This window comes from Pectobacterium polaris, assembly GCF_002307355.1.
GTDB lineage: Bacteria > Pseudomonadota > Gammaproteobacteria > Enterobacterales > Enterobacteriaceae > Pectobacterium > Pectobacterium polare.
In genome coordinates this window covers 4,344,315-4,370,741 of record NZ_CP017481.1, presented here as the reverse complement: position 1 = coordinate 4,370,741, position 26,427 = coordinate 4,344,315, and the positions used below count along the sequence as shown (strand labels likewise).

Annotated in this window: 25 protein-coding genes and 1 pseudogene; 18 read left to right on the top strand and 8 right to left on the bottom strand. The window is 53.0% G+C overall.

Going from position 1 to position 26,427, the window contains the following annotated elements; all coding sequences use genetic code 11:
- Window positions 1-70: 70 nt before the first annotated feature.
- The gene (gene fabB / locus BJJ97_RS19685) at window positions 71-1,288 is read left to right on the top strand and encodes a beta-ketoacyl-ACP synthase I (RefSeq protein WP_039284831.1); all 1,218 of its coding nucleotides are present in this window, start codon (window positions 71-73) and stop codon (window positions 1,286-1,288) included.
- 141 nt (window positions 1,289-1,429) lie between these two features.
- Here fabB and flk read toward each other — a convergent pair whose 3' ends face one another.
- Both flk and BJJ97_RS19675 read right to left on the bottom strand, forming a co-directional pair.
- Window positions 1,430-2,686, bottom strand: a complete 1,257-nt coding sequence (flk, locus tag BJJ97_RS19680) for a flagella biosynthesis regulator Flk (RefSeq protein ID WP_095995043.1) — start codon at window positions 2,684-2,686, stop codon at window positions 1,430-1,432.
- A 93-nt stretch (window positions 2,687-2,779) separates the two neighbouring features.
- On the bottom strand, window positions 2,780-3,763 hold the full coding sequence (locus BJJ97_RS19675) for a DMT family transporter (RefSeq protein WP_095995042.1): 984 nt from the start codon (window positions 3,761-3,763) through the stop codon (window positions 2,780-2,782).
- Between the two features lie 190 nt (window positions 3,764-3,953).
- On the opposite strand from BJJ97_RS19675, the gene pdxB reads away from it, so the two are divergent.
- From pdxB to purF, 9 genes and pseudogenes are all read left to right on the top strand, one after another.
- Window positions 3,954-5,090: a 4-phosphoerythronate dehydrogenase PdxB gene (gene pdxB, locus BJJ97_RS19670; RefSeq protein ID WP_095995041.1), complete on the top strand. Its 1,137-nt coding sequence runs from the start codon at window positions 3,954-3,956 to the stop codon at window positions 5,088-5,090.
- Between the two features lie 161 nt (window positions 5,091-5,251).
- Complete coding sequence (locus BJJ97_RS19665) at window positions 5,252-6,262, top strand: aspartate-semialdehyde dehydrogenase (RefSeq protein WP_095995040.1); 1,011 nt, start codon at window positions 5,252-5,254, stop codon at window positions 6,260-6,262.
- Window positions 6,262-7,112 (top strand): annotated as a pseudogene (gene truA, locus BJJ97_RS19660) (tRNA pseudouridine(38-40) synthase TruA). Before BJJ97_RS19665 ends, truA begins: the two are co-directional and overlap by 1 nt.
- Window positions 7,113-7,305: 193 nt before the next feature.
- A complete protein-coding gene (locus BJJ97_RS19655; protein WP_095700065.1) occupies window positions 7,306-7,968 on the top strand; it encodes a DedA family protein in 663 nt (220 codons plus the stop codon).
- 224 nt (window positions 7,969-8,192) lie between these two features.
- Window positions 8,193-9,110, top strand: a complete 918-nt coding sequence (accD, locus tag BJJ97_RS19645; RefSeq protein WP_039471294.1) for an acetyl-CoA carboxylase, carboxyltransferase subunit beta — start codon at window positions 8,193-8,195, stop codon at window positions 9,108-9,110.
- A 102-nt stretch (window positions 9,111-9,212) separates the two neighbouring features.
- Entirely contained in the window at window positions 9,213-10,481 is a 1,269-nt protein-coding gene (gene folC, locus BJJ97_RS19640; protein ID WP_095995039.1) for a bifunctional tetrahydrofolate synthase/dihydrofolate synthase, read from the top strand.
- Window positions 10,471-11,235 (top strand): cell division protein DedD, encoded by a 765-nt coding sequence (gene dedD / locus BJJ97_RS19635; protein WP_095995038.1) that lies wholly within the window; start codon window positions 10,471-10,473, stop codon window positions 11,233-11,235. Before folC ends, dedD begins: the two co-directional genes overlap by 11 nt.
- A 316-nt stretch (window positions 11,236-11,551) precedes the next feature.
- Entirely contained in the window at window positions 11,552-12,052 is a 501-nt protein-coding gene (gene cvpA / locus BJJ97_RS19630) for a colicin V production protein (RefSeq protein WP_005969889.1), read from the top strand.
- Window positions 12,053-12,073: 21 nt separating this feature from the next.
- Window positions 12,074-13,591: an amidophosphoribosyltransferase gene (gene purF, locus BJJ97_RS19625; RefSeq protein ID WP_095700062.1), complete on the top strand. Its 1,518-nt coding sequence runs from the start codon at window positions 12,074-12,076 to the stop codon at window positions 13,589-13,591.
- A gap of 104 nt (window positions 13,592-13,695) precedes the next feature.
- Here the strand turns inward: purF and BJJ97_RS22390 are convergent, their stop codons facing one another.
- Window positions 13,696-13,821 carry a hypothetical protein gene (locus BJJ97_RS22390; RefSeq protein WP_259391269.1) on the bottom strand — a complete coding sequence of 42 codons (126 nt, stop codon included), beginning with the start codon at window positions 13,819-13,821 and terminating at the stop codon, window positions 13,696-13,698.
- On the opposite strand from BJJ97_RS22390, the gene BJJ97_RS19620 reads away from it, so the two are divergent.
- The 6 genes from BJJ97_RS19620 to BJJ97_RS19595 all read left to right on the top strand — a co-directional run bounded on the left by BJJ97_RS19620 (window position 13,808) and on the right by BJJ97_RS19595 (window position 19,195).
- The gene (locus BJJ97_RS19620) at window positions 13,808-14,380 is read left to right on the top strand and encodes a UbiX family flavin prenyltransferase (protein WP_010285043.1); all 573 of its coding nucleotides are present in this window, start codon (window positions 13,808-13,810) and stop codon (window positions 14,378-14,380) included. The two genes, BJJ97_RS22390 and BJJ97_RS19620, sit on opposite strands and share 14 nt — an antisense overlap.
- Window positions 14,381-14,795: 415 nt before the next feature.
- Entirely contained in the window at window positions 14,796-15,575 is a 780-nt protein-coding gene (locus BJJ97_RS19615) for a lysine/arginine/ornithine ABC transporter substrate-binding protein (RefSeq protein WP_014916042.1), read from the top strand.
- A 140-nt stretch (window positions 15,576-15,715) separates the two neighbouring features.
- Window positions 15,716-16,405, top strand: a complete 690-nt coding sequence (locus BJJ97_RS19610) for a histidine ABC transporter permease HisQ (RefSeq protein ID WP_095700061.1) — start codon at window positions 15,716-15,718, stop codon at window positions 16,403-16,405.
- Entirely contained in the window at window positions 16,398-17,114 is a 717-nt protein-coding gene (locus tag BJJ97_RS19605; RefSeq protein ID WP_039484021.1) for an ABC transporter permease, read from the top strand. Before BJJ97_RS19610 ends, BJJ97_RS19605 begins: the two co-directional genes overlap by 8 nt.
- Before the next feature lie 17 nt (window positions 17,115-17,131).
- The gene (hisP, locus tag BJJ97_RS19600; protein ID WP_039471302.1) at window positions 17,132-17,905 is read left to right on the top strand and encodes a histidine ABC transporter ATP-binding protein HisP; all 774 of its coding nucleotides are present in this window, start codon (window positions 17,132-17,134) and stop codon (window positions 17,903-17,905) included.
- 270 nt (window positions 17,906-18,175) lie between these two features.
- Window positions 18,176-19,195, top strand: a complete 1,020-nt coding sequence (locus BJJ97_RS19595) for an IS110 family RNA-guided transposase (RefSeq protein WP_095993303.1) — start codon at window positions 18,176-18,178, stop codon at window positions 19,193-19,195.
- A 318-nt stretch (window positions 19,196-19,513) separates the two neighbouring features.
- Here the strand turns inward: BJJ97_RS19595 and BJJ97_RS19590 are convergent, their stop codons facing one another.
- The 3 genes from BJJ97_RS19590 to yfcG form a co-directional block, all read right to left on the bottom strand.
- The gene (locus tag BJJ97_RS19590) at window positions 19,514-20,419 is read right to left on the bottom strand and encodes a TIGR01777 family oxidoreductase (protein ID WP_095995037.1); all 906 of its coding nucleotides are present in this window, start codon (window positions 20,417-20,419) and stop codon (window positions 19,514-19,516) included.
- Between the two features lie 15 nt (window positions 20,420-20,434).
- A complete protein-coding gene (folX, locus tag BJJ97_RS19585) occupies window positions 20,435-20,806 on the bottom strand; it encodes a dihydroneopterin triphosphate 2'-epimerase (protein ID WP_010278945.1) in 372 nt (123 codons plus the stop codon).
- Window positions 20,807-20,931: 125 nt separating this feature from the next.
- Entirely contained in the window at window positions 20,932-21,558 is a 627-nt protein-coding gene (gene yfcG / locus BJJ97_RS19580; RefSeq protein ID WP_095995036.1) for a GSH-dependent disulfide bond oxidoreductase, read from the bottom strand.
- Between the two features lie 262 nt (window positions 21,559-21,820).
- Here yfcG and yfcE point away from each other — a divergent pair, with 262 nt between their 5' ends.
- Both yfcE and yfcD read left to right on the top strand, forming a co-directional pair.
- A complete protein-coding gene (yfcE, locus tag BJJ97_RS19575) occupies window positions 21,821-22,372 on the top strand; it encodes a phosphodiesterase (RefSeq protein ID WP_095995035.1) in 552 nt (183 codons plus the stop codon).
- Between the two features lie 123 nt (window positions 22,373-22,495).
- On the top strand, window positions 22,496-23,179 hold the full coding sequence (gene yfcD, locus BJJ97_RS19570; RefSeq protein ID WP_095995034.1) for an NUDIX hydrolase YfcD: 684 nt from the start codon (window positions 22,496-22,498) through the stop codon (window positions 23,177-23,179).
- A 72-nt stretch (window positions 23,180-23,251) separates the two neighbouring features.
- Here yfcD and BJJ97_RS19565 read toward each other — a convergent pair whose 3' ends face one another.
- Together BJJ97_RS19565 and pta are read right to left on the bottom strand one after the other, a co-directional pair.
- Window positions 23,252-24,112, bottom strand: a complete 861-nt coding sequence (locus tag BJJ97_RS19565) for a DUF817 domain-containing protein (protein WP_095995033.1) — start codon at window positions 24,110-24,112, stop codon at window positions 23,252-23,254.
- Between the two features lie 119 nt (window positions 24,113-24,231).
- Window positions 24,232-26,370, bottom strand: coding sequence for a phosphate acetyltransferase (pta, locus tag BJJ97_RS19560; RefSeq protein WP_039484035.1), 2,139 nt, complete (start codon window positions 26,368-26,370; stop codon window positions 24,232-24,234).
- Window positions 26,371-26,427 lie beyond the last annotated feature (57 nt).

The following is a 26,427-nucleotide window of genomic DNA, read 5'->3' as shown; positions in this document are numbered from 1 at the left end:
TCAGCTTACAACTGTACGCTAAAGTGCGAAGCGAAATCCCAAACTCTATAAGTGGAAGAAGAGGTATTAAATGAAACGTGCAGTGATTACTGGCCTAGGGATCGTATCAAGCATCGGTAATAACCAGCAGGAAGTTCTGGCATCATTGCGAGAAGGCCGCTCGGGCATTACTTTCTCTCAAGAGCTGAAAGATTCCGGCATGCGTAGTCACGTCTGGGGGAATGTCAAACTGGACACCACTGGCCTCATCGACCGCAAAATTGTGCGTTTTATGAGTGATGCATCGATCTATGCCTACTTATCCATGGAGCAGGCGATTCAAGATTCTGGGCTGTCTGATGAGGTTTATCAGAATAACCCACGCGTTGGCCTGATTGCCGGTTCCGGCGGTTCTGCGCGCTATCAGGTATTCGGTGCTGACGCGATGCGTAGCCCGCGCGGTCTGAAAGCCGTTGGCCCTTATGTGGTAACCAAATCCATGGGTTCTGCGGTATCCGCGTGTCTGGCAACGCCATTCAAAATTCACGGCGTGAACTACTCCATCAGCTCTGCCTGTGCGACCTCTGCACACTGCATCGGTAACGCGGTTGAGCAAATCCAGATGGGCAAACAGGACATCGTGTTCGCTGGCGGCGCGGAAGAGCTGTGCTGGGAACTGGCCTGTGAATTTGATGCGATGGGCGCACTGTCGACCAAATACAATGAGACGCCAGAAAAAGCGTCCCGTACCTATGACGCCGGCCGTGATGGCTTCGTCATTGCAGGCGGTGGCGGTATGGTCGTCGTAGAAGAACTGGAACACGCACTGGCGCGTGGCGCACACATCTACGCGGAAGTAGTCGGCTACGGCGCGACGTCTGACGGCGCGGATATGGTAGCCCCATCAGGTGAAGGTGCCGTTCGCTGTATGAAGATGGCGATGCACGGTGTGGATACGCCGATCGATTACCTGAACTCTCACGGTACTTCTACGCCGGTTGGCGATGTGAAGGAACTGGGTGCGATTCGTGAAGTGTTTGGCGACAACTCGCCAGCTATTTCTGCGACCAAAGCGATGACTGGTCACTCTCTGGGCGCGGCTGGCGTTCAGGAAGCCATTTACTCACTGCTGATGCTGGAACACAGTTTCGTTGCACCGAGTATCAACGTGGAAAATCTGGACGAGCAGGCTGCTGGCCTGAACATCGTGACTGAACCGACGGAACGTAAACTGACTACGGTGATGTCTAACAGCTTCGGTTTCGGTGGTACGAATGCGACGCTGGTCATGAGAAAACTCGATAAATAATCGGTTTATCAGTCAAACATTCTCATTGAAACGTTCTCATTGAAATAAAGAAAACCCCGCTGGCGCAAGCCGCGGGGTTTTTTGTTGGCGCGGGTTTGTTTGATGATAGTCAGTCAGCGATAGTCATGAGCGGTATTGACGCTAGATCAATACCCAGAGCAAAAATGCGGCCACGCAGGTGCTGACAATCACCAAAAACATCGGCTTATGGAACAGGGATTGCCAACTGAGCGGCAATGACGCAATCAGCGGGTTAAACAGCGGATGCAGCAATTGTGAAGTCGTGGTCCAGTCCGTTTCCTGTGAACGCTGAATGCGCTGCGTAAACAGGAATGTCAGCAGATCGCTAACCTGCATCGGCGTCAGCGGGGTTTGCAATCCGATATTGAAGCGATTCTGCGTGTAATCCATCAATAAGTGCTGTTCCTGTGCGGTCATAGGCTGTTGCAGCAGAGCCTGCAACGGCGCGAGATTCGGGGAAAGCAGCGTGTTCTGTGCCGATAGCGGCTGTGATGATAGATTCGCTGTGGATGACGAATTCGCGTTAGCCGTATTGGTGGTGTTGGCTGTCAGCGGTTCTGGCGCAGCGCCTGTCGCGCCTGCATGGGTCGGTGTTCCCTGCTGCGCTGGTGGGGTGGCGCGCAACAGCGTCTGCGTCTGTTGTAGCTCAACTTGAGCTTGCAGGAACTGCGTGATCAGCGGCAGATGTTTTAACGGGATGGCGTCACCCGGGCTAAGATTCTGCATCATCATCAGATTGTTCAGCACTCTTGCAGGCTGTTCCCCGGTCATGGTCGCTAAGCGGGTGACTAACTGATTCAAGCCGCGTTGTTCCGCAGGAGAGAGCGGACGATCGGGCGAGTTGGCGGCCTGAGTGGTTTGCGATGCTGTGGCTGATGCCGTTGATTGCGGGATTTGCCCGTTTTGCAGCAGCGTAACAACCTGCTGTAGCTGCGTTTTATTCAGCGCGCTTAGCGTAGTGCTACCGAACTGTTGCTGGATGAAATTGCTGACCGCCTGACGATTATTTCCCTGAGACAGCATATCCGTCAGACGCTGAAGCAACTGCTGACGTCCACCGCTATCTTGTGCCTGCGTTAAACGCGTCTGAAGTATCTGCTCGGCAGGCTGGTAATGGCGGGACAGCAGTTCATTATTTTCTGCCAGCCCTAATCCCTGTTTTACCGTTGTCCAGACCTCCGCTGCCTTTGACGTTGTCAGTGCGGCAACTCTAAGCACCAGATTTTCTAACGTCGTACGCTGCGCCAGCGTCAGCGGGCGATCGCCGTTGGAGGAACCTGCGACGTTAGCGGATGAAGTAGAGGTTGACGATGTGGTGGTTGGCGTAACCGAGCGTTCGCCGGGCAGCGGGGCACCTGGGCCACTTACAGGTTGCATATCGGTTATCCTCACTGCCGTCATGATTGAGTTGAATCATAGCAATCTCCCGTGACGGCCGATAGTCAGACGTCGCCTAAAACGGCACTAATCTCATGGGGGGGCTGATGAGCTACGCGCTAGCGGGATGCGCAAACGCTGGGCGAGGATCACGCCGAGTAGCGTGATGCCACCGCCAACCAGATGATAATGATGCAAAGGCTCGTGCAAAAAGCCAATTGCGATCATCGCCGTAAAGATCGGCGTCAGATTCATAAAGATGGAAGCTTTGCTGGCTCCGAGGCGCATAACCCCCTGAATCCACAGAAAAGGCGCAAGGATTGAGGCCATGATGCCAGCGAAAATCACCAGCGGCAGATTTTCAGCATTGAGCTGCACATTGTCCGTCAGCAGGAAATTCGGAATCAGCACGACTACGCCAAAGGCAATTTGCACATAGAGCGACACCCAGTTGGGCAACGGGATGCTCCAGCGTTTGGTCAGCACGCCATAGAGTGCATAGGACAACGACGCACAAAACATCATGAGTTCACCGGGGCCGATGCCCTGCGCCAGAATTTGTTCGGGATGTCCCTCACCGATCAGCCAGACAATCCCGACCAGCGACAGCAGGCTACCGAGCAGCACGCCCAGCGTGGGAGCCAGGCGCAGCAGCGGAATGCTGAGCAGGACGGTGAGTAGCGGCACGAGTGACCCCATGATCCCCATCATCACGGCGCTGATCGAGTGCGCCGCGTAATAGGCCAGACTTTGGTACAACACCATACCAAGCAGACCCAACACCAGCAGTTTCCAGGCGTGTTGACGAATGGTCGCCGCGTGCTGACGAAGGGTTGGCAGCATGAACGGCGTCATGACGAGGAACGCCAGCAGCCAGCGATAAAACGAGATAGCGGCTGGGTCAATAACGCTTGCAGAGAGCTTGTTGACGATGACGTTAACTGACCAGATCAGGACGGCAATGGTAGGAAAGAGGGCGTTCAACGTTGGGTTTCTCATAACAGACCAGACGAAAAACGCACCAATTGCCTGTCTGGTCGATAAAAATGGGGCAAGTGCGGCAATGGCAAACAACATAACAGAGCCATGTGACGACTATCAACCTTGTATGGCGTCGGCTTTCTATAGCAACCATCTTGTCAGATCCTCATGGGTGCGAACCGATAACGGAAAGATATCGCGTCGTAATTGCCTTGGGTTTCTGCCCCATTCGGTGGCAAAATATCTCCCCGCTTTTTTTGGCTGGCTACCGATGTCGGAGAAGACAATGAAGATTCTGGTTGATGAGAATATGCCGTATGCCCGCGAGCTATTTAGCCGTCTGGGGGAAGTGCAGGCCGTACCGGGACGTCCTTTGCCGCGCGATCTGCTGGCGGACGCGGATGCGTTGATGGTGCGCTCGGTCACGAAGGTGAACGCGGATTTAGTGGCTGGTTCGGCGGTAAAATTTGTCGGCAGCGCGACAGCAGGCACCGACCATGTTGATGACACCTGGCTTAACGCCAACGGGATCGCGTTTTCTGCTGCCCCAGGCTGCAATGCCATCGCGGTAGTGGAATACGTATTTTCTTCTTTGCTGATGCTGGCCGAGCGTGATGGTTTCCAACTGCGTGATAAAACCGTAGGGATTGTCGGCGTGGGCAACGTTGGCAGACGTCTGGATGCGCGTCTGAAAGCCTGGGGCGTTAACACGCTGCTGTGCGATCCGCCGCGTGCCGATCGCGGTGAGGCGGGGGATTTCCTGCCGCTCGACACGCTGGTGCGTGATGCCGACATTCTAACGCTGCATACGCCGCTGTATCTTGATGGACCGTACCGTACTCACCATCTGGTTGATGCCGCCGTACTGAACGCGTTTGCGGACGGACGTATTCTGATTAACGCCTGTCGTGGCCCGGTGGTGGACAATGCTGCACTGCTTGAGGCGCTGCAACAAGGTAAAAAACTCAGCGTCATTCTTGACGTATGGGAGCCAGAACCCGCGTTATCGACCGATCTGCTGGCGCGGGTAGACATCGGCACGGCGCATATCGCTGGCTATACGCTGGAAGGGAAAGCGCGCGGCACCACGCAGGTGTTTGAGGCGTGGAGCGAGTTTATCGGAACCCCGCAGCAGGTCGCACTTTCGTCGCTTTTGCCTGCACCAGAGTATGCCGAAGTGACATTGACTGCGCCGCTGGATGAGGCGCTGCTAAAACGTCTGGTGCATCTGGTGTATGATGTGCGCCGGGACGATGCGTTGTTGCGCCACGTTGCGCATCAGGAAGGCGAGTTCGATCGCCTGCGCAAACATTATCAGGAACGACGCGAATGGTCGTCACTCCATGTTATCTGCGCTGATGCTGATAGCGCAGATTGCCTGAACGCGCTGGGGTTCACGGCGTCAGTGCGGGATGCACGTTAACGGAGCACCGCTGAGGTTCTCCGCTGGCGGATGCGTCGCATAAGCATACTATTTATTCATTAATAGACAGTTATTTATTCATGAACTGACAGACGGTGTCGCTATCGTCTGTCAGTTCCATTCATGATTTGTGTTTCATTCAAAATTTGGGAGAGAACCAAATGTCTGACGGCTGGAATATTGCTCTGCTGGGCGCAACGGGCGCAGTAGGCACGGCGTTACTGGAATTATTGCAGGAACGCGAATTCCCGGTGGGTGAACTGTATCCGCTGGCCAGTGAACGTAGCGCGGGTGAAACCATACGTTTTAACGGCAAATCCTGCCTGGTCACCGATGTGGCTGATTTTGACTGGTCACAGGCGCAGCTGGCGTTTTTTGTTGCTGGTCAGGACGTCAGCGCCCGCTATGCGGAAGACGCGGGGGACGCGGGCTGTCTGGTTATCGACAGCAGCGGTCTGTTTGCGCTGGAGCCGGATGTCCCGCTGGTGGTGCCTGGCGTGAATACGCATACGCTGGCAGATTATCGTAACCGCAATATTGTCGCGGTGGCTGACAGCCTGACCAGCCAACTGCTGACGGCGATTAAGCCGTTGACCGATGCGGCTGGGCTCTCACGCCTGCATGTCGTCAATATGCTGTCCGTTTCCGCACTCGGTAAAGCGGCGATAGACGATCTGGCCGGGCAAAGTGCGCGTCTGCTGAATGGTGTTCCGCCTGAGGCCGGGCTTTTCCCGAAACAGCTGGCATTCAACCTGTTGCCTTTACTGCCCGATGATGCGGGCAGCGTGCGCGAAGAACGCGCGCTGGTCGATCAGGTGCGTAAAGTCTTGCAGGATGACGGATTACCGATTTCAGTGACCTGCATTCAGTCTCCTGTGTTCTATGGTCACGCGCAGGTTGTTCATCTTGAATCACTGCGTCCGCTGTCTGCGGAAGAAGCGCGCGATGAACTGCTCAATGCTGGGAATATTGAGGTAAGCGACGAGCAGGATTACCCGACGCAGGTTGGCGATGCGTCCGGTAACGGGCACCTGAGCGTCGGCTGTCTGCGTAATGATTACGGTATTCCTGAGCTACTGCAATTCTGGTCGGTCGCCGATAACGCTCGTTTTGGCGGCGCGTTGATGGCGGTGGAAACGGCAGAATGCCTGGTGCAGGAGTATCTCGGGTAATGTCGGAAACCACTCAGGCAGAGGCTACTCAGGCCGATGCCGCTGCGGAAAACGAACGCGCCCCGCTGAAAATCGCGCTAGGCATTGAGTACGACGGCAGCCTCTATTATGGCTGGCAGCGTCAGATTGATGTCGCTAGCGTGCAGGCCTGTCTTGAAAAGGCGCTGAGCAAAGTCGCGGATGAACCGATAGAGGTGTTTTGCGCCGGGCGAACCGATGCTGGCGTTCACGGCACCGGGCAGGTGGTGCATTTCACCACGCACGCGATCCGAAAAGATGCTGCCTGGACGATGGGCGTGAATGCAAATTTACCGCCGGATATCGCGGTGCGCTGGGTGAAAACGGTAGATGAGGATTTCCATGCGCGCTTCAGCGCCACGGCACGTCGCTACCGCTATGTCATCTACAATCACCGCTATCGTCCTGCGGTGCTTTCGCGCGGCATGACGCACTTTTATCACCCGTTAGACGTAGAACGCATGGAGCGAGCCGGGCAATGCCTGTTGGGGGAGAATGATTTCACCTCTTTTCGTGCAGTGCAGTGCCAGTCACGCACGCCATGGCGCTATGTAAATCATTTAAAGGTTACACGTCACGGTGACTATATCGTGGTAGATATTAAGGCCAATGCGTTCGTTCATCATATGGTGCGTAATATCGTTGGTAGCCTGATGGATGTCGGCTGTGGCAATCGCCCAGAGTCGTGGATTGCCGAGCTGCTGGCGGCCAAAGATCGTACGCTGGCTGGCGCAACGGCCAGAGCCGAAGGGCTGTATTTGGTGGCGGTAGATTATCCGCGCGTTTTGCTTTGCCGCGGCCTACGATGGGGCCGCTCTTTTTAGCGGATTGACGTTTTTTGTTGTAACGAGTGCGTTTTTTACCTGTTGCACGCTGCCAGATGGCCGTAGGCCAAAGGTAGGGTGCGATGCGTATTAAGGACGAGGCTATTCAGCGTGCTATACGCAAGGCAACACGGAGAGTGCGGCTGCCTTGCGTATATCGACCGCGTGCGTTCGATAGAGACTTTGGGAGAAGAAGTTGTGATGGAATTTATACAGTTTATTATTGATTTTATTCTGCACATTGACGTTCACCTGGCGGAACTGGTGGCGCAATATGGTGTCTGGATTTATGCCATTTTGTTCCTGATTCTGTTCTGTGAGACCGGGCTGGTGGTGACGCCGTTTCTGCCGGGAGATTCGCTGCTGTTTGTCGCAGGGGCGCTGGCGGCGTTGCCGTCGAACGATCTGAATGTACACACGATGGTATTCCTGATGATCGTTGCTGCGATTACGGGTGATGCAGTGAACTACACTATTGGACGACTGTTCGGTGAGAAGCTGTTTAGCAACCCGAACTCAAAGATTTTCCGCCGCAGCTATCTGGATAAAACGCATGCGTTTTACGAGCGTCACGGTGGTAAGACAATAATTCTGGCGCGCTTTGTCCCGATTGTGAGAACATTTGCGCCGTTTGTCGCCGGGATGGGGCACATGAGCTATCGGCATTTTGCAGCCTATAATGTCATTGGTGCGCTGCTGTGGGTGTTGTCGTTTACCTATGCGGGCTACCTGTTTGGCGATTTGCCGGTGGTGCAGGAAAATCTGAAATTACTGATTGTTGCAATTATTTTTCTCTCTATCCTGCCGGGCATTATTGAGATTGCCCGTCACCGTAGAGCGGCCTCGCGCGGCAATGTGAAATAAGTGAAGTATTTTAACATCCGGTTTGACCAGTTTTTTATCCACAGTACCGGAACGTTATGGTTTAATGGGCAGCATTTATGGTCTGTTCTTGGGAACATCCTTGGTGCCGATGCCTTTGTACCGCGATTGTCGTGCGTCTCAGGCATTTTTTCATTGGCAATGTTGTCAGGGAATAACATGAACAGCGGACTGGCATTTGCCAGGTTCAAGCAGAAAGGTTATCAATGAGCTGGATTGAACGAATTCTTAACAAAAGCAATATCACACCGACCCGTAAAGCGAACATCCCTGAAGGGGTCTGGACAAAATGTGATAGCTGCGGCCAGGTTCTTTATCGTGCCGAGTTGGAGCGCAATCTGGGTGTCTGCCCGAAGTGCGATCACCATATGCGCCTTTCCGCGCGTGCCCGTCTACAGGCTTTTCTGGATAAAGAAAACACTGTCGAACTGGGAAGCGAACTGGAGCCGAAGGATGTCCTGAAATTCCGGGATTCCAAAAAATATAAAGATCGTCTGGTTTCTGCACAGAAACAGTCCGATGAGAAAGATGCGCTGGTTGTGATGAAAGGCACGCTATACGGCATGCCGATTGTCGTCGCGTCATTTGAGTTCTCTTTCATGGGCGGTTCAATGGCGTCTGTTGTGGGTGCGCGCTTTGTGCGTGCCGTTGAGCAGTCGTTGGAAGACGGTTGTCCGCTGGTGTGCTTCTCCGCCAGTGGCGGTGCGCGTATGCAGGAAGCGCTGATGTCGCTGATGCAAATGGCGAAAACTAGTGCAGCATTGGCAAAAATGCGCGATCGCGGCTTGCCTTACATTTCTGTGCTGACTGACCCAACCATGGGTGGTGTTTCCGCAAGTCTGGCGATGCTGGGTGACCTGAATATTGCCGAGCCGAAAGCGCTGATCGGTTTTGCTGGTCCACGCGTTATCGAACAAACCGTGCGTGAAAAACTGCCGCCGGGCTTCCAGCGCAGCGAATTCCTGATTGAGAAAGGGGCGATCGATATGATCGTTCGTCGTCCGGAAATGCGCTACAAGCTGGCCACGATTCTTGCCAAACTGACGAACCATCCAGAACCGGGCAACGATGATGTGGAAATCCGCAGCGATGCGCCGTCTGAATCATCACAGGATGACGCATAATTGACATGATGGGCAGGACGTGTGGTGCTCGACCACGTCGTTCTCGACCGAGTAGCATGCACGCTCTGCCCGCAATGAACCGTAAGCTAGTGAACGGGACTCATGGATACTCTTCAAATACCTCAAGCCACGTCACCTTTGGTCACGTGGCTTCATTATCTTGAGCACCTGCACGCTCAGGCCATTGATCTAGGCCTGGAGCGCGTTAAGCAGGTTGCTGAACATCTCCAACTGCTCCAGCCTGCCGCCACGATTTTCACTGTCGCGGGGACAAACGGCAAAGGAACGACCTGCTGTACGCTGGAATCCATTCTGTTAGCCGCCGGGCTACGGGTAGGCGTGTACAGTTCTCCCCATCTTGTTCGCTATACCGAGCGAGTGCGTATCCAGGGCAAAGAATTGCCTGAAGCACAGCATACGCAGGCGTTTGCGGATATCGAAGCAGGGAGAGGGGCGGTATCGCTCACCTATTTTGAATTCGGTACGCTGTCGGCACTGCAACTCTTCAAGCAGGCGAATCTGGATGTCGTCATTCTGGAAGTGGGGCTAGGCGGGCGTCTGGATGCCACCAATATTGTGGATGCGGATGTATCCGTGGTAACCAGTATTGCTATCGACCATACCGACTGGCTAGGTAACGATCGGGAAAGCATTGGCCGCGAGAAAGCCGGGATCTTCCGACAGGGTAGACCTGCCGTCGTTGGTGAACCGGATATGCCGGGCACGATTGCCGATGTTGCCGCAGAGAAAGGTGCACAGCTGCGCCGTCGTGGTCGCGACTGGGAATATTCCGTTCAGCGTGAGACGTGGAGCTGGCAGGATAAACAGCGCGAGTTGTCACGGCTGCCGTTGCCCAACGTCCCATTAGCCAATGCCGCCACGGCACTGGCTGCATTGCACTATTCTTCACTCAACGTGAGTGAAGAGGCGATTCGACAAGGCTTGCAGCACGCCGCATTACCCGGTCGTTTTCAGACCGTGCAGGCGTCACCGCGATTGATTCTTGATGTTGCACACAACCCTCATGCGGCGGCGTATCTGGCAAACCGTTTGGCCGCGCTGCCGAAAACTGGAAAAGTGCGAGCTGTCGTCGGCATGCTGTCGGATAAAGACATCGCCGGTACGTTGGCCCACTTAACGCCGTCAGTGGATGAGTGGTATTGCGCACCGCTGGAAGGGCCGCGTGGTGCCACGGCGCAGCAGATTGCCGAGCACCTGACGCGCAGCCAATCGTTCTCCAATGTCGTTGCCGCTTGGCAGCAAGCAATGTCCGAGGCGACGGAGCAGGATATCGTCATTGTGTGTGGATCTTTTCATACGGTAGCGCATGTGATGGAAGCGCTGGATGAGGAGAAGGCGAATGGCGAGTAAATTTCAGAATCGACTGGTCGGTACGGTTATTCTGGTCGCGCTGGGCGTGATCGTCTTACCCGGCCTGCTGGACGGCAAGAAAAAGCACTACGAAGACGAGTTTGCATCGATTCCGCTGATCCCTAAACCGGGTGACAGCAATGAGATGGAAGCGCTGCCTGCGCTGAACCCGTCGCTGCCGAGTCAACCGCCGGAAGGGGCGGAAGCGGCGATGCAAAACAGTGCGGAAGCCGAAGCCGCTGAAGCGAGATCGTCTGCATCATCTACAACGACAGGATCTGAAACCACGACGCAGACGCCGCCATCGTCCCATTCTGGCACGAATACGCCAGCCATGACGGCACCGCCAGTGGTGGTTGAACGTCCGCCGGTTCAGACGCCAGTGCCGGTAACACCGAAGCCTCAGCCAAAGCCTGAGGTGAAGCCAGAAGTGAAACCGAAGCCAGAGCCTAAACCGGAACCCAAGCCGGAAGTGAAGCCTGAAACACAGCCGACGCCGCAAGCGCCTGTCGGGCAGGCCTATATTGTGCAGCTTGGTGCGCTGAAAAACGCCGATAAGGTGAACGAAATTGTCGCTAAGCTTCGTCTCTCTGGCTACCGCGCGTATACCGTGCCATCAACGCCGGTTTCAGGCGAGATCACCCGTATTTACGTGGGGCCGGATGCATCGAAGCAGAAGCTAGAGTCTTCACTGGGCGAGTTGAAACAGCTCAGCGGGCTAAGCGGGCAGGTGCGAGCACATTCCGTTCGTTAACGGTCGTCGAGCGTGATGATTACGTGACGGATAGTTCGCCGTCGGCCACGTAAATAAGCAAAAGCAGGCAGCGGGGATGAGGTTCACATCAGTGATACGTTGCCCCGCAGCTGTTTTAAGATGCCTGTTGTGAGTTTTGAGATGCCGAGAGTTAATAGAATCAGGCATGACGTGTTGTCGGTTTTTTCGCCTGATTATCTATCGATGAAATCGGCGGAAATACGCTACGCAAACGTTTTCTTTTTCTGTTAGAATGCGCCGCGAACAGGATGACGTAGCGGCTTATCGGTAGCATCGTTCATTATTAGGATAGTTCATGGTTTGGGTTGATTACGTCATTATTGGCATCATCGGATTTTCGGCTCTGGTTAGCCTGATCCGGGGGTTTGTTCGCGAAGCGCTGTCGTTAGTAACCTGGGGATGTGCTTTTTTTGTTGCCAGTCATTACTACGCTTACCTCGCGGTCTACTTCACCCGTTTTGATGATGAGCTGGTGCGTAACGGCATTGCGATTGCCATTCTGTTTATTGCAACGTTGATTGTGGGAGCTATCGTCAACTATGTGATTAGTTCACTGGTTGAACGTACCGGATTATCCGGCACCGATCGCGTTCTGGGCATCTGTTTTGGTGCGCTGCGCGGGGTGCTGATCGTTTCCGCACTGCTATTCTTTCTGGATACGTTCACCGGTTTTTCACAAAGTGATGACTGGAAGCAGTCCCAGTTAATCCCGCAGTTCAGTTATATTATCAGGTGGTTTTTTGACTACCTGCAAAGCACGTCAAGTTTTTTGCCGCAGCATTTATCGCTGCGGTAGCGCTGATGAGGAAAAGACACCATGTGCGGTATTGTCGGTATCGCCGGTTTTACACCGGTCAACCAGTCGATTTATGACGCGTTAACGGTGTTGCAACACCGTGGGCAGGATGCTGCGGGTATTGTGACCATCGATGCCTTTAATTGTTTTCGCCTGCGTAAGGCCAATGGCCTGGTGAAAGATGTGTTTGAAGCGCGGCACATGCAACGCTTACAGGGCAACATGGGGCTTGGCCATGTGCGTTATCCGACCGCGGGCAGTTCCAGCGCCTCGGAAGCACAGCCTTTCTATGTTAACTCACCGTTCGGTATCACGCTGGCTCACAACGGTAACCTGACTAACGCCCACGAACTGCGTAAAAAGCTGTTCGAGCAGGAGCGTCGTCACGTTAACACCACGTCTGATTCTGAAATCCTGCTGAATATTTTCGCCAGAGAGCTGGACCGTTTCCAACACTACCCGCTGGAAGCCGATAATGTTTTTGCGGCCGTTGCCGCAACGCACCAGCAAATTCGCGGTGCCTATGCCTGTGTTGGCATGATTATCGGTCACGGTATGGTGGCTTTCCGCGATCCAAACGGGATTCGTCCTCTGGTTATCGGTAAGCGCGATCTGGAAGATGGCCGCAGTGAATATATGGTGGCGTCAGAAAGCGTCGCGCTGGATACGCTGGGCTTTGAATTTTTACGCGATGTGGCGCCGGGAGAAGCGATCTACATTACGGAAAAAGGGCAGCTGTTTACCCGCCAGTGCGCAGAGAATCCAAAGAGCAATCCGTGCCTGTTCGAATATGTCTACTTCGCGCGCCCGGACTCTTTCATCGATAAAATCTCGGTCTACAGCGCACGCGTTCGTATGGGCCAGAAGCTTGGTGAAAAAATTGCACGCCAGTGGGAAGATCTCGATATTGATGTCGTGATCCCAATTCCTGAAACCTCTTGTGATATCGCGCTGGAAATCGCGCGCATCATCAACAAGCCGTATCGTCAGGGATTTGTGAAAAACCGCTATGTTGGCCGCACGTTTATCATGCCGGGACAGCAGGCGCGTAAGAAATCGGTACGCCGTAAGCTGAACGCCAACCGTGCTGAGTTCCGTGACAAGAATGTGCTGCTGGTGGATGACTCCATCGTGCGTGGTACAACGTCAGAGCAGATTGTAGAGATGGCGCGTGAAGCAGGAGCCAAGCGTGTTTATCTGGCCTCAGCGGCACCGGAAATTCGCTTCCCTAACGTGTACGGCATCGATATGCCAAGCGTCAATGAGCTGATTGCCCACGGTCGTGAAGTGGATGAAATCTGTAAGATTATTGGCGCTGATGAGCTGATATTCCAGGATCTCGAAGATTTGATCGATGCGGCGCGTGAAGATAACCCGGATATCGCTCAGTTTGAATGCTCGGTGTTCAACGGGATTTACGTGACGAAGGACGTCGATCAAGGCTATCTGGATTATCTGGAAGTCTTGCGTAACGACGATGCCAAAGCGCTGCGTAGCCAGAATGAAGTTGAAGATCTGGAACTGCACAACGAAGGTTAACAGCTAGTCGTACATTAAGGCTGTATTGAAGGGGAGGACGCGAAAGTGTCCTCCCCCTTATTTTTTATGTAGAGAAAATTTTGTATGTAGAGAAAAATGGCATATCAAAAACAGGCTTTCGGCGCTTGCCCTTGCTTATCGCTAATCAATGCGGCAAAGTTTGCGCAGATGATTTTTCCGCGTTTCTGCTGACGCGGCCAGCCAGAGGCAGTATGAATGAAGCGACTCATTGTAGGAATTTCCGGTGCCAGCGGCGTCATTTACGGCATCCGACTGCTACAGGTTTTACAGACGCTGGAAGGTATCGAAACGCATCTGATCATGAGTCAGGCCGCCCGGCAGACGCTGGCGTTAGAAACGGATTTTAGCCTGCGTGACGTGCAGGCGCTGGCCGATGTGGTACACGACACGCGTGATATTGCTGCCAGCGTTTCTTCGGGGTCGTTTAAAACGGCGGGGATGGTGATTCTACCCTGTTCGATAAAAACCCTTTCCGGCATTGTGCACAGCTACAGCGATAATCTATTGACCCGCGCGGCTGATGTGGTGCTGAAGGAGCGTCGTCCTCTGGTGCTGGGGGTGCGTGAAACGCCGCTGCATTTAGGGCATTTACGGCTGATGACCACCGCCGTTGAGCTGGGCGCGATAATCATGCCGCCGGTGCCAGCGTTTTATCATCGCCCAGAAAGTGTGCAGGATATTGTCGATCAGACGGTGAATCGTATTCTGGACCAGTTTGACATCGACCTGCCAAAAGATCTCTTTATCCGCTGGCAAGGTGCGTCGTAGCAGGATAGAGACTCAGGCACGCTATTTTTTTCTCTCGGGGCGGTAAACGTTTACTGCCCTTTTTTTGTGCCTTTTTATCACATTGCACTAATTTTGTGCGTAAAGGCACCAAAATGGTGCGATTGAGTTTTTGTATTCATGCCAATGTTATCTATCCTTATTGTTACGCGCCAAAAAATATCCTCTGAAAATATTGCAGAATCAAATGGTTAACCCTTATTTTCTGCGCGCTTCGCTCATGGGGTTTTTACGACGTCCCTACGTTCATTGTGGCATGAAAACTGCTACAAAAACGATAATAGTCGGCGCAGAAAACAAATAGCACTCATATCGTTCATTTTTAAAGCAATAAATCGATAAATCGTTCCGACATTGACGACACATGACATCAATCACTCATGATAAGGGTAGCAATATGAAGAAACTGATCAAAGTCTTACCGTTGGCACTCATTCTGGCTGCGGGTAGCGCGATGGCGGAGATTCCTAAGAATATTAAAATTGGTACCGATCCTACCTATGCTCCCTTTGAATCCAAAAACGCCAGCGGCGAACTGGTTGGGTTTGATATCGATCTGGCGAAAGAGCTGTGCAAGCGTATTCAGACTAACTGTACGTTTGTAGAAAGTGACTTTGATGCGTTAATTCCGTCCCTGAAAGCTAAAAAAATCGATGCCATCATTTCTTCTCTGTCTATCACCGAAAAACGCCAGCAGGAAATTGCCTTCACTGAGAAGCTGTATGCAGCCAATTCACGCCTGATTGCGAAGAAAGGGACGAGCATTGAACCTACGTTGGCTTCTCTGGGCGGCAAACGTGTTGGCGTATTGCAGGCATCAACACAGGAAGCCTTTGCTAATGCTAACTGGCAGCCGAAAGGCGTTGACGTTGTCGCTTACCAAAATCAGGATCTGATTTATGCCGATCTGGCCGCAGGCCGTATTGATGCCGCTTTTCAGGATGAAGTCGCCGCAAGTGAAGGTTTCCTGAAGTTGGACGCGGGTAAAGACTATGAGTTTGCCGGCCCGGCGGTAAAAGATGACAAATTCTTCGGTGTGGGTACCGGTATGGGTCTGCGCAAAGCGGATACCGAGCTGAAAGCCGCGCTGGATAAAGCTTTTGAAGAAATGCGTAAAGACGGTACCTACGATACCTTCGCGAAAAAATACTTCGATTTTGACGTCTACGGCGGCTAATGTCGCCAAGGTGACGCTCATTTCTTTATCACATATGTAGCGGGATCGTAGGGCATGCGGCACGGGATCGTTCCTCCCGTGTCGTGTTCCTGACTGATGACGCAGCGTGCCATTAACCGCTATTTCAACGGATATCATTGATGCTCTATGGCTATTCCCAGCTAATTCTGGATGGTGCCATCATGACGCTGGAGCTGGCTGCAAGTTCGTTACTGCTGGCGCTGGCTATCGGCCTGATTGGTGCATCGGCGAAGCTGTCTTCCAACCGTCTGCTGGCGGGGTGTTTTTCCTGCTATACCACGCTGATTCGTGGCATTCCCGATCTGGTACTGATGCTGCTGATTTTTTATGGTCTGCAAATTGTCTTAAACGGCGTGACGGAATCGATCGGCCTGGATCAGATTGACATCGATCCGTTGACTGCCGGGATTATTACACTGGGCTTTATTTACGGCGCGTATTTCACGGAAACCTTTCGTGGTGCCTATCTTGCCGTGCCGCGCGGGCAAATCGAAGCTGCCGTCGCGTTTGGTTTCTCTCCCATGAAGGTGTTCCGTCGTATTCTGTTTCCTTCCATGATGCGTTTCGCGCTGCCGGGCATCGGCAACAACTGGCAGGTGATCCTGAAAGCGACGGCGCTGGTGTCACTGCTTGGCTTGAACGATGTGATTAAGGCGACGCAACTAGCCGGCAAGGGCACACACGAACCGTTTTATTTTGCGCTGGTTGCCGGGGCGATGTACCTGATTTTTACCACCGTTTCTAACGGCGTGTTGTGGTGGCTGGAAAGGCACTATTCGCAGGGAGTCAAAAAAATAAATTATGAGTGAGATCCTGCAACAATATTGGCAGCCGCTACTGTGGAGCGATGGTTACCGCCTGACCGGGATGGCGATGACGCTCTGGCTGCTCATTTCCTCGGTGGTTATCGGCGGGCTGATGGCGCTGCCGCTGGCGATTGCTCGCGTATCGCCGAGACGCCGATTCAGCTTTCCGGTTTGGCTGTTCACCTATGTGTTTCGCGGCACGCCGCTCTACGTACAGCTTCTGGTGTTCTATTCTGGCGTGTATAGCCTGGAGATCGTGCGCGGCACCGACATGCTGAATGCCTTTTTTCGCAGCGGACTAAACTGTGCCATTTTGGCACTGGCACTGAATACCTGTGCGTACACGACAGAGATTTTTGCGGGAGCAATCCGCTCGGTACCTCATGGGGAAATTGAAGCGGCCAGAGCATACGGCTTCTCCCGCTTTAAGCAGTACCGCTGCATTATTTTGCCGAGTGCGCTGCGTATTGCGCTGCCCGCCTACAGCAACGAAGTGATTTTGATGCTGCATTCAACGGCGCTGGCCTTTACCGTAACGGTACCGGATATTCTGAAGGTTGCCCGTGATATCAACGCGGCAACCTACCAGCCGTTTTATGCATTTGGCATCGCGGCGGTCATCTATCTGGCGATCTCGTTTGTATTAATTGGGCTGTTCAGAAAGGCGGAACGGCGCTGGTTACGTCATCTTTATACCCGTTCATCTCATTAAACGCAGGAAAAAAGAGTATGTCGAATAACAAATTGATGGTGACGGAACTGCGTAAACGTTATGGCCAGCATGAGGTGCTGAAAGGGATCTCATTACAGGCGAAAGCGGGTGACGTTATTTCGATTATTGGATCGTCTGGTTCCGGGAAAAGTACCTTACTGCGCTGCATTAATTTTCTGGAAAAGCCCTGTGAAGGGGCGATTTACGTCAGCGATCAGGAAATTCGCATGGTGCGCGATACTGACGGACAGCTGAAAGTTTTTGATAAAAAGCAGCTTCAGATGCTGCGGACACGCCTGACGATGGTGTTTCAGCACTTCAACCTGTGGAGCTTCATGACGGCGTTGGAAAACGTGATGGAAGCGCCAATTCAGGTGTTAGGACTCAGTAAAGCGGAAGCGCGTGAGCGGGCGGTGTTCTATCTGAACAAGGTCGGGATCACGGATGCGGCCCAACAGAAATACCCGTCAGATCTCTCCGGTGGTCAGCAGCAGCGCGTTTCCATTGCACGGGCGCTGGCGATGGAGCCGGAAGTCTTATTGTTTGATGAACCTACGTCAGCGCTGGATCCCGAACTGGTCGGCGAGGTGTTGCGTATCATGCAGCAGCTTGCGGAAGAAGGGAAAACGATGGTGGTGGTGACGCATGAAATGGAGTTTGCCCGCCACGTTTCGAGCCACGTTATCTTTCTGCATCAAGGCGTGATTGAAGAAGAAGGGCCACCGGATCAACTTTTCGGTAGCCCGAAAAGTGCGCGTTTGCAGCAGTTTTTGTCAGGTGCGTTGAAGTAGGTTTTGGGGCTGATGGTAATAAGCCACGGACGTTTCTCTCAAATAGAACGGTGATAATGGAATAGAAGAGTAAAGCGTTTGCGCCAGGGACAAAAACGTCAGGAACTTTTTTGAACGTCGCTAGCGACGGCCCTGCAAGGGTGAATCTCAGGGATGAGATTCATATCTGCGCAAGCCGAGCTTACAGGGATAATGAGATGGACGCTCCATCTTTACGGCATCAGATGTGCCAAAGTTTGAGTGTCAAATCTCAAAAGAAGGAGCGTCCAAATGCAAGTATCAACGATGGGTATTGATCTCGCAAAAAACCTCTTCGTGCTTCACGGCGTAGATCACAATGGTAAAACCGTCCTGCGAAAAAAGCTTTCCCGCAGCCAGTTTGTCCCGTTCATTATTCAGCTTCCGGCCTGCTTAATCGGTATGGAAGCGTGTTCATCCAGTCACCACTTTGCCCGCCTGTTCAGCAACGCCGGACATCGGGTAAAACTCATTCCACCACAGTATGTTAAGCCTTACGTTAAAACCAACAAGACGGATGCGGCTGATGCAGAGGCTATCTGCGAAGCAGTCACACGACCGAACATGCGCTTTGTTCAGATTAAAACAGCGGAGCAGCAGGGTGTGCTTGCCCTTCATACCGAACGCAGTTTTCTGGTACGCGAGCGGAACGGCTGCGCCAACAGCCTGCGGGCGATGCTCGCCGAGTTTGGCTGTGTGATGGCGACAGGATTCAGTGCACTTTATAAAGCGGTGCCTGAGATTCTGGAAGATGAAGAAAACGAACTGCCTCACTTTGTACGTGTCAGCGTACAGCGTCAGCTTGAACATCTTAAAGCGCTGGAAACGAGGATACGACAGACCGAACATGAGCTGAGTGACTGGGCACGGACCCAGCCGGCCTGCCAGCGGGTAGAAAAAGTGCCGGGCGTGGGGCTGATGACGGCAACATATCTGGTCGCATCCGTCGGCAATGGCAGGCAATTCGATACTGCGAAGCAGTTTGCTTCATGGCTGGGCCTGACGCCACGGGAGCATTCAAGCGGAGGCAAACAGAAGTTCGGCGGCATAAGTAAGCGCGGCGACAGTTATTTTCGCTGTCTGTTGGTTCACGGGGCAAGAGCCGTGCTGAGGCATATCAGTAAAAATGAGAAGACGATGCCGTGGCTGGCCGCGCTGGTCAGGCGTAAACACCGCAACGTCGCGGCCGTGGCGCAGGCGTGTAAAACCGCGCGTATTTTATGGTCAATGCTTTTCCATGAAACAGAGTATCGTCCACTGACGGGAGCCTGAGGACATCAGCACCAACGTTAACGATGTCATGTTGTCCGGTAGTTGCATGTGAAATCAGTAAGATGGCAAAACAGGTAAGACCGCAGGTGAGATATTCTGAGCGAGTACGAGGGCATCACAGCCCGAAGGGATGTTGAGAACTCACCTGGCGGCTTTCATCATGGTCGGGGAGCCCGAAGGCTCCCACAAGAGACCGGATATATGGTTGCAATACCTGCCCGCTTTTTTACTGAAAAACATTGCGATTTATGGGAGCGTCCATATATGTACTTGCAGCGTCTTTACGATCTATCCATTATCACCGCTCTCAGCACTGAGTCAGCTCGGTTTTTTGATGACGTCCTGCAGGGCTTCTTCTAGCTCAATGAAGCGGAAATTAAAGCCTGCGGCCTCTAACCGCTGCGGAATGGCGCGCTGTCCACCCAGTACCAGCGTCGAAGCTTCTCCCATCAGTAGTTTGATCACAAAAGCGGGAGCCCGCAGAAAACCGGGGCGATCCAATACGTGTGCCAGCGTGGCAGAAAATTGTTCATTATGAACCGGGTAGGGCGCAACCATATTGAAAGGGCCGCTCAGTATCGGCTGGTTCAGCAGGTAAATAATGCCGCTCACCATGTCATCAATATGAATCCACGGCATATATTGCTTGCCGGAACCCATCGGCCCGCCAAGCCCGAGGCGGAAAATCGGCAGCATTTTTGCCAGCGCGCCGCCCTGTGCTGAAAGAACAATGCCAGTGCGCAGCAGGCAGACGCGGGTTTTATCGCTTTCGGCGGACTGCGCCAGTGCTTCCCATCGGGCGCACAGATGATGTGTGAATTCATCGACTGGGGATTCATCTTCCGTGACTAGCGCTTCCCCCTGATCGCCATAATACCCGACAGCGGATCCCGAGATAAAAACTGCTGGCGGCTCACTGCTGGCCTTAATCAGCGTTGCAAGCTGCTCGGTGATGTTCCAGCGGCTCTTTGCCAGACGCTGCTTTTGCTGTGGCGTCCACCGTTTGTCGGCGATAGGTTCGCCCGCCAGATTGATGACGCCGTCAAAGTCGTTCAGTGAGGTGATATTACTCAGCGTGGACCAATATTCCACCTGATTACCGAGAACGCCTCGGGCGCGCTCAGGATCGCGTGTCAGTACCGTAATGTCATGGGAAAGCAGCTGTAATCGCTGGATAAGGTGACGGCCAATAAGGCCAGTGCCGCCTGTTATAAGTAGTTGCATCGCTCCCCCTTATATTTATGCCTTGTGATAACGCAGGGTCATGGAAACCGAATCGGCGTATCGCAGGGCAAACGGTTTATCGACTTCTACTTCAGCATAGGTGATCCATTCGTGATCGCTGGCGATGTTGAGCACATCCTGCGTTAATTTTTCCAGCAAAGCGAAGCGGTTATCTTCCACGTGGCGAATAATGCTTTTGGTGATGGTGCGGTAGTTCAGCGCATCAGCAATATTCTCGCTATTGCGTGCCTGTTCTGCTGGGTAGTGAATCACAACGTTGATGATCACATCCTGCTTATTCGTGATTTCCTCATCTTTGATACCGATGAAGGTGCGCAACCGCAGATTTTTTATACGAATAATGGCGTCAGAATAGTGATGTGGCATTGCTCGGCCCTCGGTTGCTTCTGTTACTGCGATTAAACCGCAGCGTCAGGGGGTATCGTTAACGACAATATGTTGATTACCATAGCAGAAGATACCCAAAGGCCGAATGAGATGATGCCAGAATTTTATTGCTCGGCGAGCTGGTAAGCCCGTTGCGTTGCCGGACGCTCACTGATGCGTGTATACCATGCCTTCACCGCTGGGTAGTCATCAAGATCGACGCGTTGACGGGCATAAGAAACCACCCACGGATAGGTTGCGATATCAGCGATGCTGTAATTTTCTCCTGCTAGCCAAGGGCTGTCTTGCAGATGTTTATCCAGCACGCGGTACAGGCGCTGCGTCTCCTGCTGGTAGCGTTCAATGGCGTAAGGCACGGGCTGAGGCGCATAGTGGTTAAAATGATGATTCTGCCCCAACATCGGCCCGAAACCGGCGACCTGCCAGAACAGCCATTGCAGTGTGGCTGTACGCTCACGTAGTGACGAACTCAGCAGCACGCCGTGTTTTTCCGCTAGATAGAGCAGGATCGCGCCGGATTCAAACAGGCTAATCGGCGTATCACCTTCCGCGGGCTGCGTATCGACAATCGCGGGGATTTTGTTGTTAGGTGAGATAGCCAGAAACTCCGGTCTGAACTGTTCGCCTTTGCTGATATTCACGCGGTGGAGCTGGTAGGGGAGATTAGCTTCTTCCAGAAACAGAGTGATCTTGTGCCCGTTAGGGGTTGGTGCGTAATACAGGTCAATCATGAATCAAGTCTCCGTTTTAATTCAGAAAAACATCATGGACTGTATGGCAGTTGATCGCTTCAGAGAGCGATGCGCTGTCAGAATAGCGTATTGAGGAACGGGTTCTTACCCTACCACTTCTGCGAGTGAAAAATAAGCGATGACGCACCTCGTTGCACGATCTTTACCGGAAGCGCGTTGCCAACTTTGGTAGACTACGTCCGATAAAGGATGCGGGTGTTGTAGGTGTAATATTGTTGATATAAACGTTGTGGAGATAACGATGAAGTTGATGTTTGCGTCCGACATACACGGTTCTCTCAGCGCGACGGATCGCGTGCTGGCGATCTTTGAGCAGAGTCATGCCGACTGGCTTATTTTGCTGGGCGATTTTCTCAATCATGGCCCGCGCAACCCGCTGCCGGAGAACTATCAGCCTGCGGATGTGGCTGCCCGACTGAACGCTTATGCATCACGCATCATTGCCGTACGAGGGAACTGCGACAGCGAGGTTGACCAGATGCTGTTGACCTTTCCGATAACGGCACCCTGGCAACATGTGCTATTGCCGCAGAATCGCCTTTTCCTGACGCACGGTCATCTTTATCATCCAGAGAATATGCCGCCGCTACACGCGGGGGATGTTCTGGTATATGGTCATACCCATATCCCGGTTGCTGAGCAACGCGGTGAATATTATTTTTTCAATCCCGGCTCAGCGAGCTTGCCGAAAGGGGGATACCCCGCGAGCTACGGTTTACTTGAACAAGACGAGCTGCGGGTTCTGCCGTTACACGGCGGCGAGCCTATTGCACAGGTCGCGATTAGGCACTAATTTAGCGTATACCCTGTTTTTGACCTTGAATAACGGCAAGGCAGCAGGGAATATTCACAGCAAAGTTCGATTATTTAAAACAGACGCGCGTAGCAACGTGCCAATACTAAAGGGTTTCAGAGGATGGCGGAACAAAGTCAGGCAGCAGGCACAGAGTGGGTTGATATCGTCAATGAAAACAACGAGGTAATTGCTCAGTCAAGTCGTCAGCAGATGCGTGCGCAGAGTCTTCGTCATCGTGCCACTTACATTGTTGTGCATGATGGAATGGGTAAAATTCTGGTGCAGCGCCGGACGAAAATCAAAGATTTCTATCCAGGCTGGCTGGACGCGACCGCTGGCGGCGTAGTGCAAAGCGGTGAGCAAATGCTGGAATCCGCACGTCGTGAAGCTGAAGAAGAGCTTGGCATTGCGGGCGTGCCGTTTGCAGAGCATGGCTTGTTCTATTACGAAGGCGAAAATTGCCGGGTGTGGGGCGGGCTGTTTAGCTGCGTTACCCACGGGCCGTTTGCGCTACAGGAAGAAGAGGTTGATGAGGTCAGTTGGTTGACGCCGCAAGAGATCACTGCACGCTGCGATGAGTTTACGCCAGATTCGCTAAAAGCCCTGTCGTTGTGGTTGACGCGTCATAGCGATCAGGAATATGGCAAGCCGATTTCACGTAAGCTGAACGAGGCAGTCGAAGCCGCTGCAACACCTGCTGTTAATGATAAAAACATTCATGACGAAAATTCTCATGATGAAATTGCTCATGATGAAAACGACAGCAATATCGTCACTTCATCAGACGCTGATTCGCAGAAGTAATACCGCTTCTCTCTTGCCGCTGCTTTTCCCCGCAGCGGCGTCTATTTTTTCCGAGTGATCAACTGCGGGCGATCACTCGGGAACATGAATACTCTTCTTAATGTCCTTCAGGTAAATCACGATGGTGAACGTCATGATCACCAGCAAAGCCCACGAGCTCCATTTCCCTACGTGAACCATCGACCAGGCTCCGAGCTGTTCCGGGTAGTTCCAGATACTGAAAAACGTACTGATATTTTCAGCTAGCCAGATGAAAAAGCCGATCAGAATAAAGGCCAATGACAGCGGCATCCGTCGTTCCCGATCGTAAGGCGTGAAAATGACGGTGGTACGCGCATAGAGCCCGACGGCCAGTGCAGCAATGTACCAGCGGTAGTCGCCGATGTAGTGGTGGGTGAAGAAATTGGCATAAATGAGTAGCGCAACCAGCGTCGCCAGCCAGTAGGGCGGGTGATGGCGAATTTTCAGATCGAATAGCCGCCAGGACTGAATGATATAGCTACCGACAGAGGCGTACATGAATCCGGCAAACAGCGGCACACCCAATACCTTGGTGTAGGCGAAATCAGGGTAAGACCAGGAACGAATACCTGATGAGGTTTTAAACACCTCAAGCGCAAAACCCACGAGGTGAAACAGCGTAACGGCTTTTAACTCATCCCAGGTTTCCAGCTTGCTGGCGATCATCCATCCCTGAATCACAATGGCAAATATCAACAGCAAATCATAGCGCGGAATAGAGAACCAGCCGGCTTTCGGCACGCTGAAAACGGCAAGAAAGAACAGGCCAACGAAGATACAAGCGCGGGCCTCCTTGACGCCGAAATAGAGAAATTCAATCAAAAAACGGGTTAACCCTTTTGGCGATGAAGGCGTGATTCCTTTTTCCAACTGCTGCTGAAAGTGTTGATCCAATAATCGTATTACAGTCATCCATAGACCCTGTTTATGGTTATTCTTGAGCCTGCTCAGTGTGATTTTTTGTGCGGAGAGCAATAAAAAATGCCAGCGCTGAGGCTGGCATAGAAGATAACAGAATTAATCTGGATAGATTAGAGCTGTGTAGCCTGAATTGCGGTCAGGGCAACGGTGTAAACGATGTCGTCTACCAGTGCGCCACGAGACAGGTCGTTAACCGGTTTGCGCATGCCTTGCAGCATTGGCCCGATGGAGATCAGGTCGGCAGAACGCTGTACCGCTTTGTACGTGGTGTTACCGGTGTTCAGGTCAGGGAAGATGAACACGGTAGCTTTACCCGCAACTGGTGAGTTCGGCGCTTTGGACTGTGCAACGTCAGCCATGATAGCGGCGTCATATTGCAGCGGACCATCGATGACCAGATCAGGGCGTTTTTCCTGCGCCAGACGGGTCGCTTCACGCACTTTCTCAACATCGCTACCCGCGCCGGAGTTACCGGTAGAGTAAGAGATCATCGCAACGCGTGGGTCGATACCAAACGCGGTAGCGGAGTCCGCAGATTGGATAGCGATTTCAGCCAATTGCTCTGCAGTTGGATCTGGGTTGATGGCGCAGTCGCCGTAAACCAGAACCTGCTCAGGCAGCAGCATGAAGAACACAGAAGATACCAGCGAGCTGCCCGGTGCAGTTTTGATCAGCTGCAACGGCGGACGGATGGTGTTTGCGGTGGTATGAACAGCACCAGAAACCAGACCGTCAACTTCGCCCTGTTCCAGCATCAATGTACCCAGAACCACGTTGTCTTCGAGCTGTTCGCGCGCAACCACTTCGGTCATGCCCTTGCTCTTACGCAGCTCAACCAGACGCGCCACATAGCGCTCACGCACGACAATCGGATCGACGATTTCGATGCCTTTGCCCAGTTCTACGCCCTGAGCGGCAGCAACACGTTGAATCTCTTCTGGGTTACCGATCAGCACACAGTGAGCAATGCCGCGTTCAGCACAGATAGATGCTGCTTTAACGGTACGTGGTTCATCGCCTTCTGGCAGAACGATACGTTTGCCTGCTTTACGCGCCAGCTCGGTAAGCTGATAGCGGAACGCTGGCGGAGACAGACGACGTGAACGCTCAGACGCTGCGCTCAGGGAATCGATCCATTGGGTATCAATGTGGCGTGCAACATATTCCTGCACTTTCTCAACACGTTGACGGTCATCAGCCGGAACTTCAAGGTTGAAGCTTTGCAGGCTGAGTGACGTCTGCCAGGTGTTGGTGTCGACCATAAATACTGGCAGGCCAGTCTGGAAGGCACGTTCGCACAGCTTGGCAATGTTCGGATCCATTTCGTAGCCGCCAGTCAGCAGCAGGGCACCGATTTCCACGCCATTCATGGCAGCCAGACAAGCGGCAACCAGAACATCAGGACGGTCAGCGGAGGTCACCAGCAGTGAGCCTGGACGGAAATGTTCCAGCATGTGAGGGATGCTGCGTGCGCAGAAGGTTACAGACTTAACGCGACGCGTCTGAATGTCACCTTCGTTGACGATACGCGCATTCAGGTGCTTCGCCATATCGATAGCGCGCGTGGCGATCAGGTCAAAGCTCCACGGGATGCAGCCCAGTACCGGCAGCGGGCTGTTAGCAAACAGCTGCTTCGGATCGATGTTGGCAACGCTGGCTTTCGTGGAGTCATCAAAGATTTCAGACAGGTCAGGGCGAGTACGTCCCTGTTCGTCTACTGGCGCATTCAGTTTGTTGATGATCACGCCAGTGATGTTTTTGTTTTTGCTGCCGCCGAAGCTGGAGCGTGCCAGTTCGATACGGTCTTTCAGCTGTGCTGGGGAATCGTTACCCAGCGCCAGTACGAAGACGATTTCTGCATTCAGCGTTTTGGCGATTTCATAGTTCAATGCGTTAGCAAACTGGTGCTTACGCGTAGGAACCAGACCTTCAACCAGAACGACTTCAGCGTCTTTGGTATTTTCGTGGTAGCGCGCGATGATTTCTTCCATCAGCACGTCTTGCTGGTTGGAGCTCAGCAGGGCTTCAACGCGGCTCATCGCCAGCGGCTCGGCGGCGCTGATGGCGGAATTAGCACGAATAATGGTGGTCGTTTGATCTGGCGTATTGTCGCCACTGCGCGGCTGAGCGATAGGTTTGAACACGCTCAGGCGGACGCCTTTCTGTTCCATGGAGCGGATGACACCCAGGCTGACGCTTGTCAGACCAACGCTGGTGCCAGTTGGGATCAACATGATTATACGGGACACGGCCGAACCTCTTTACGGTTGCTCGTTAGTCAAAACAACACCGTCAGCCTTGGCTGA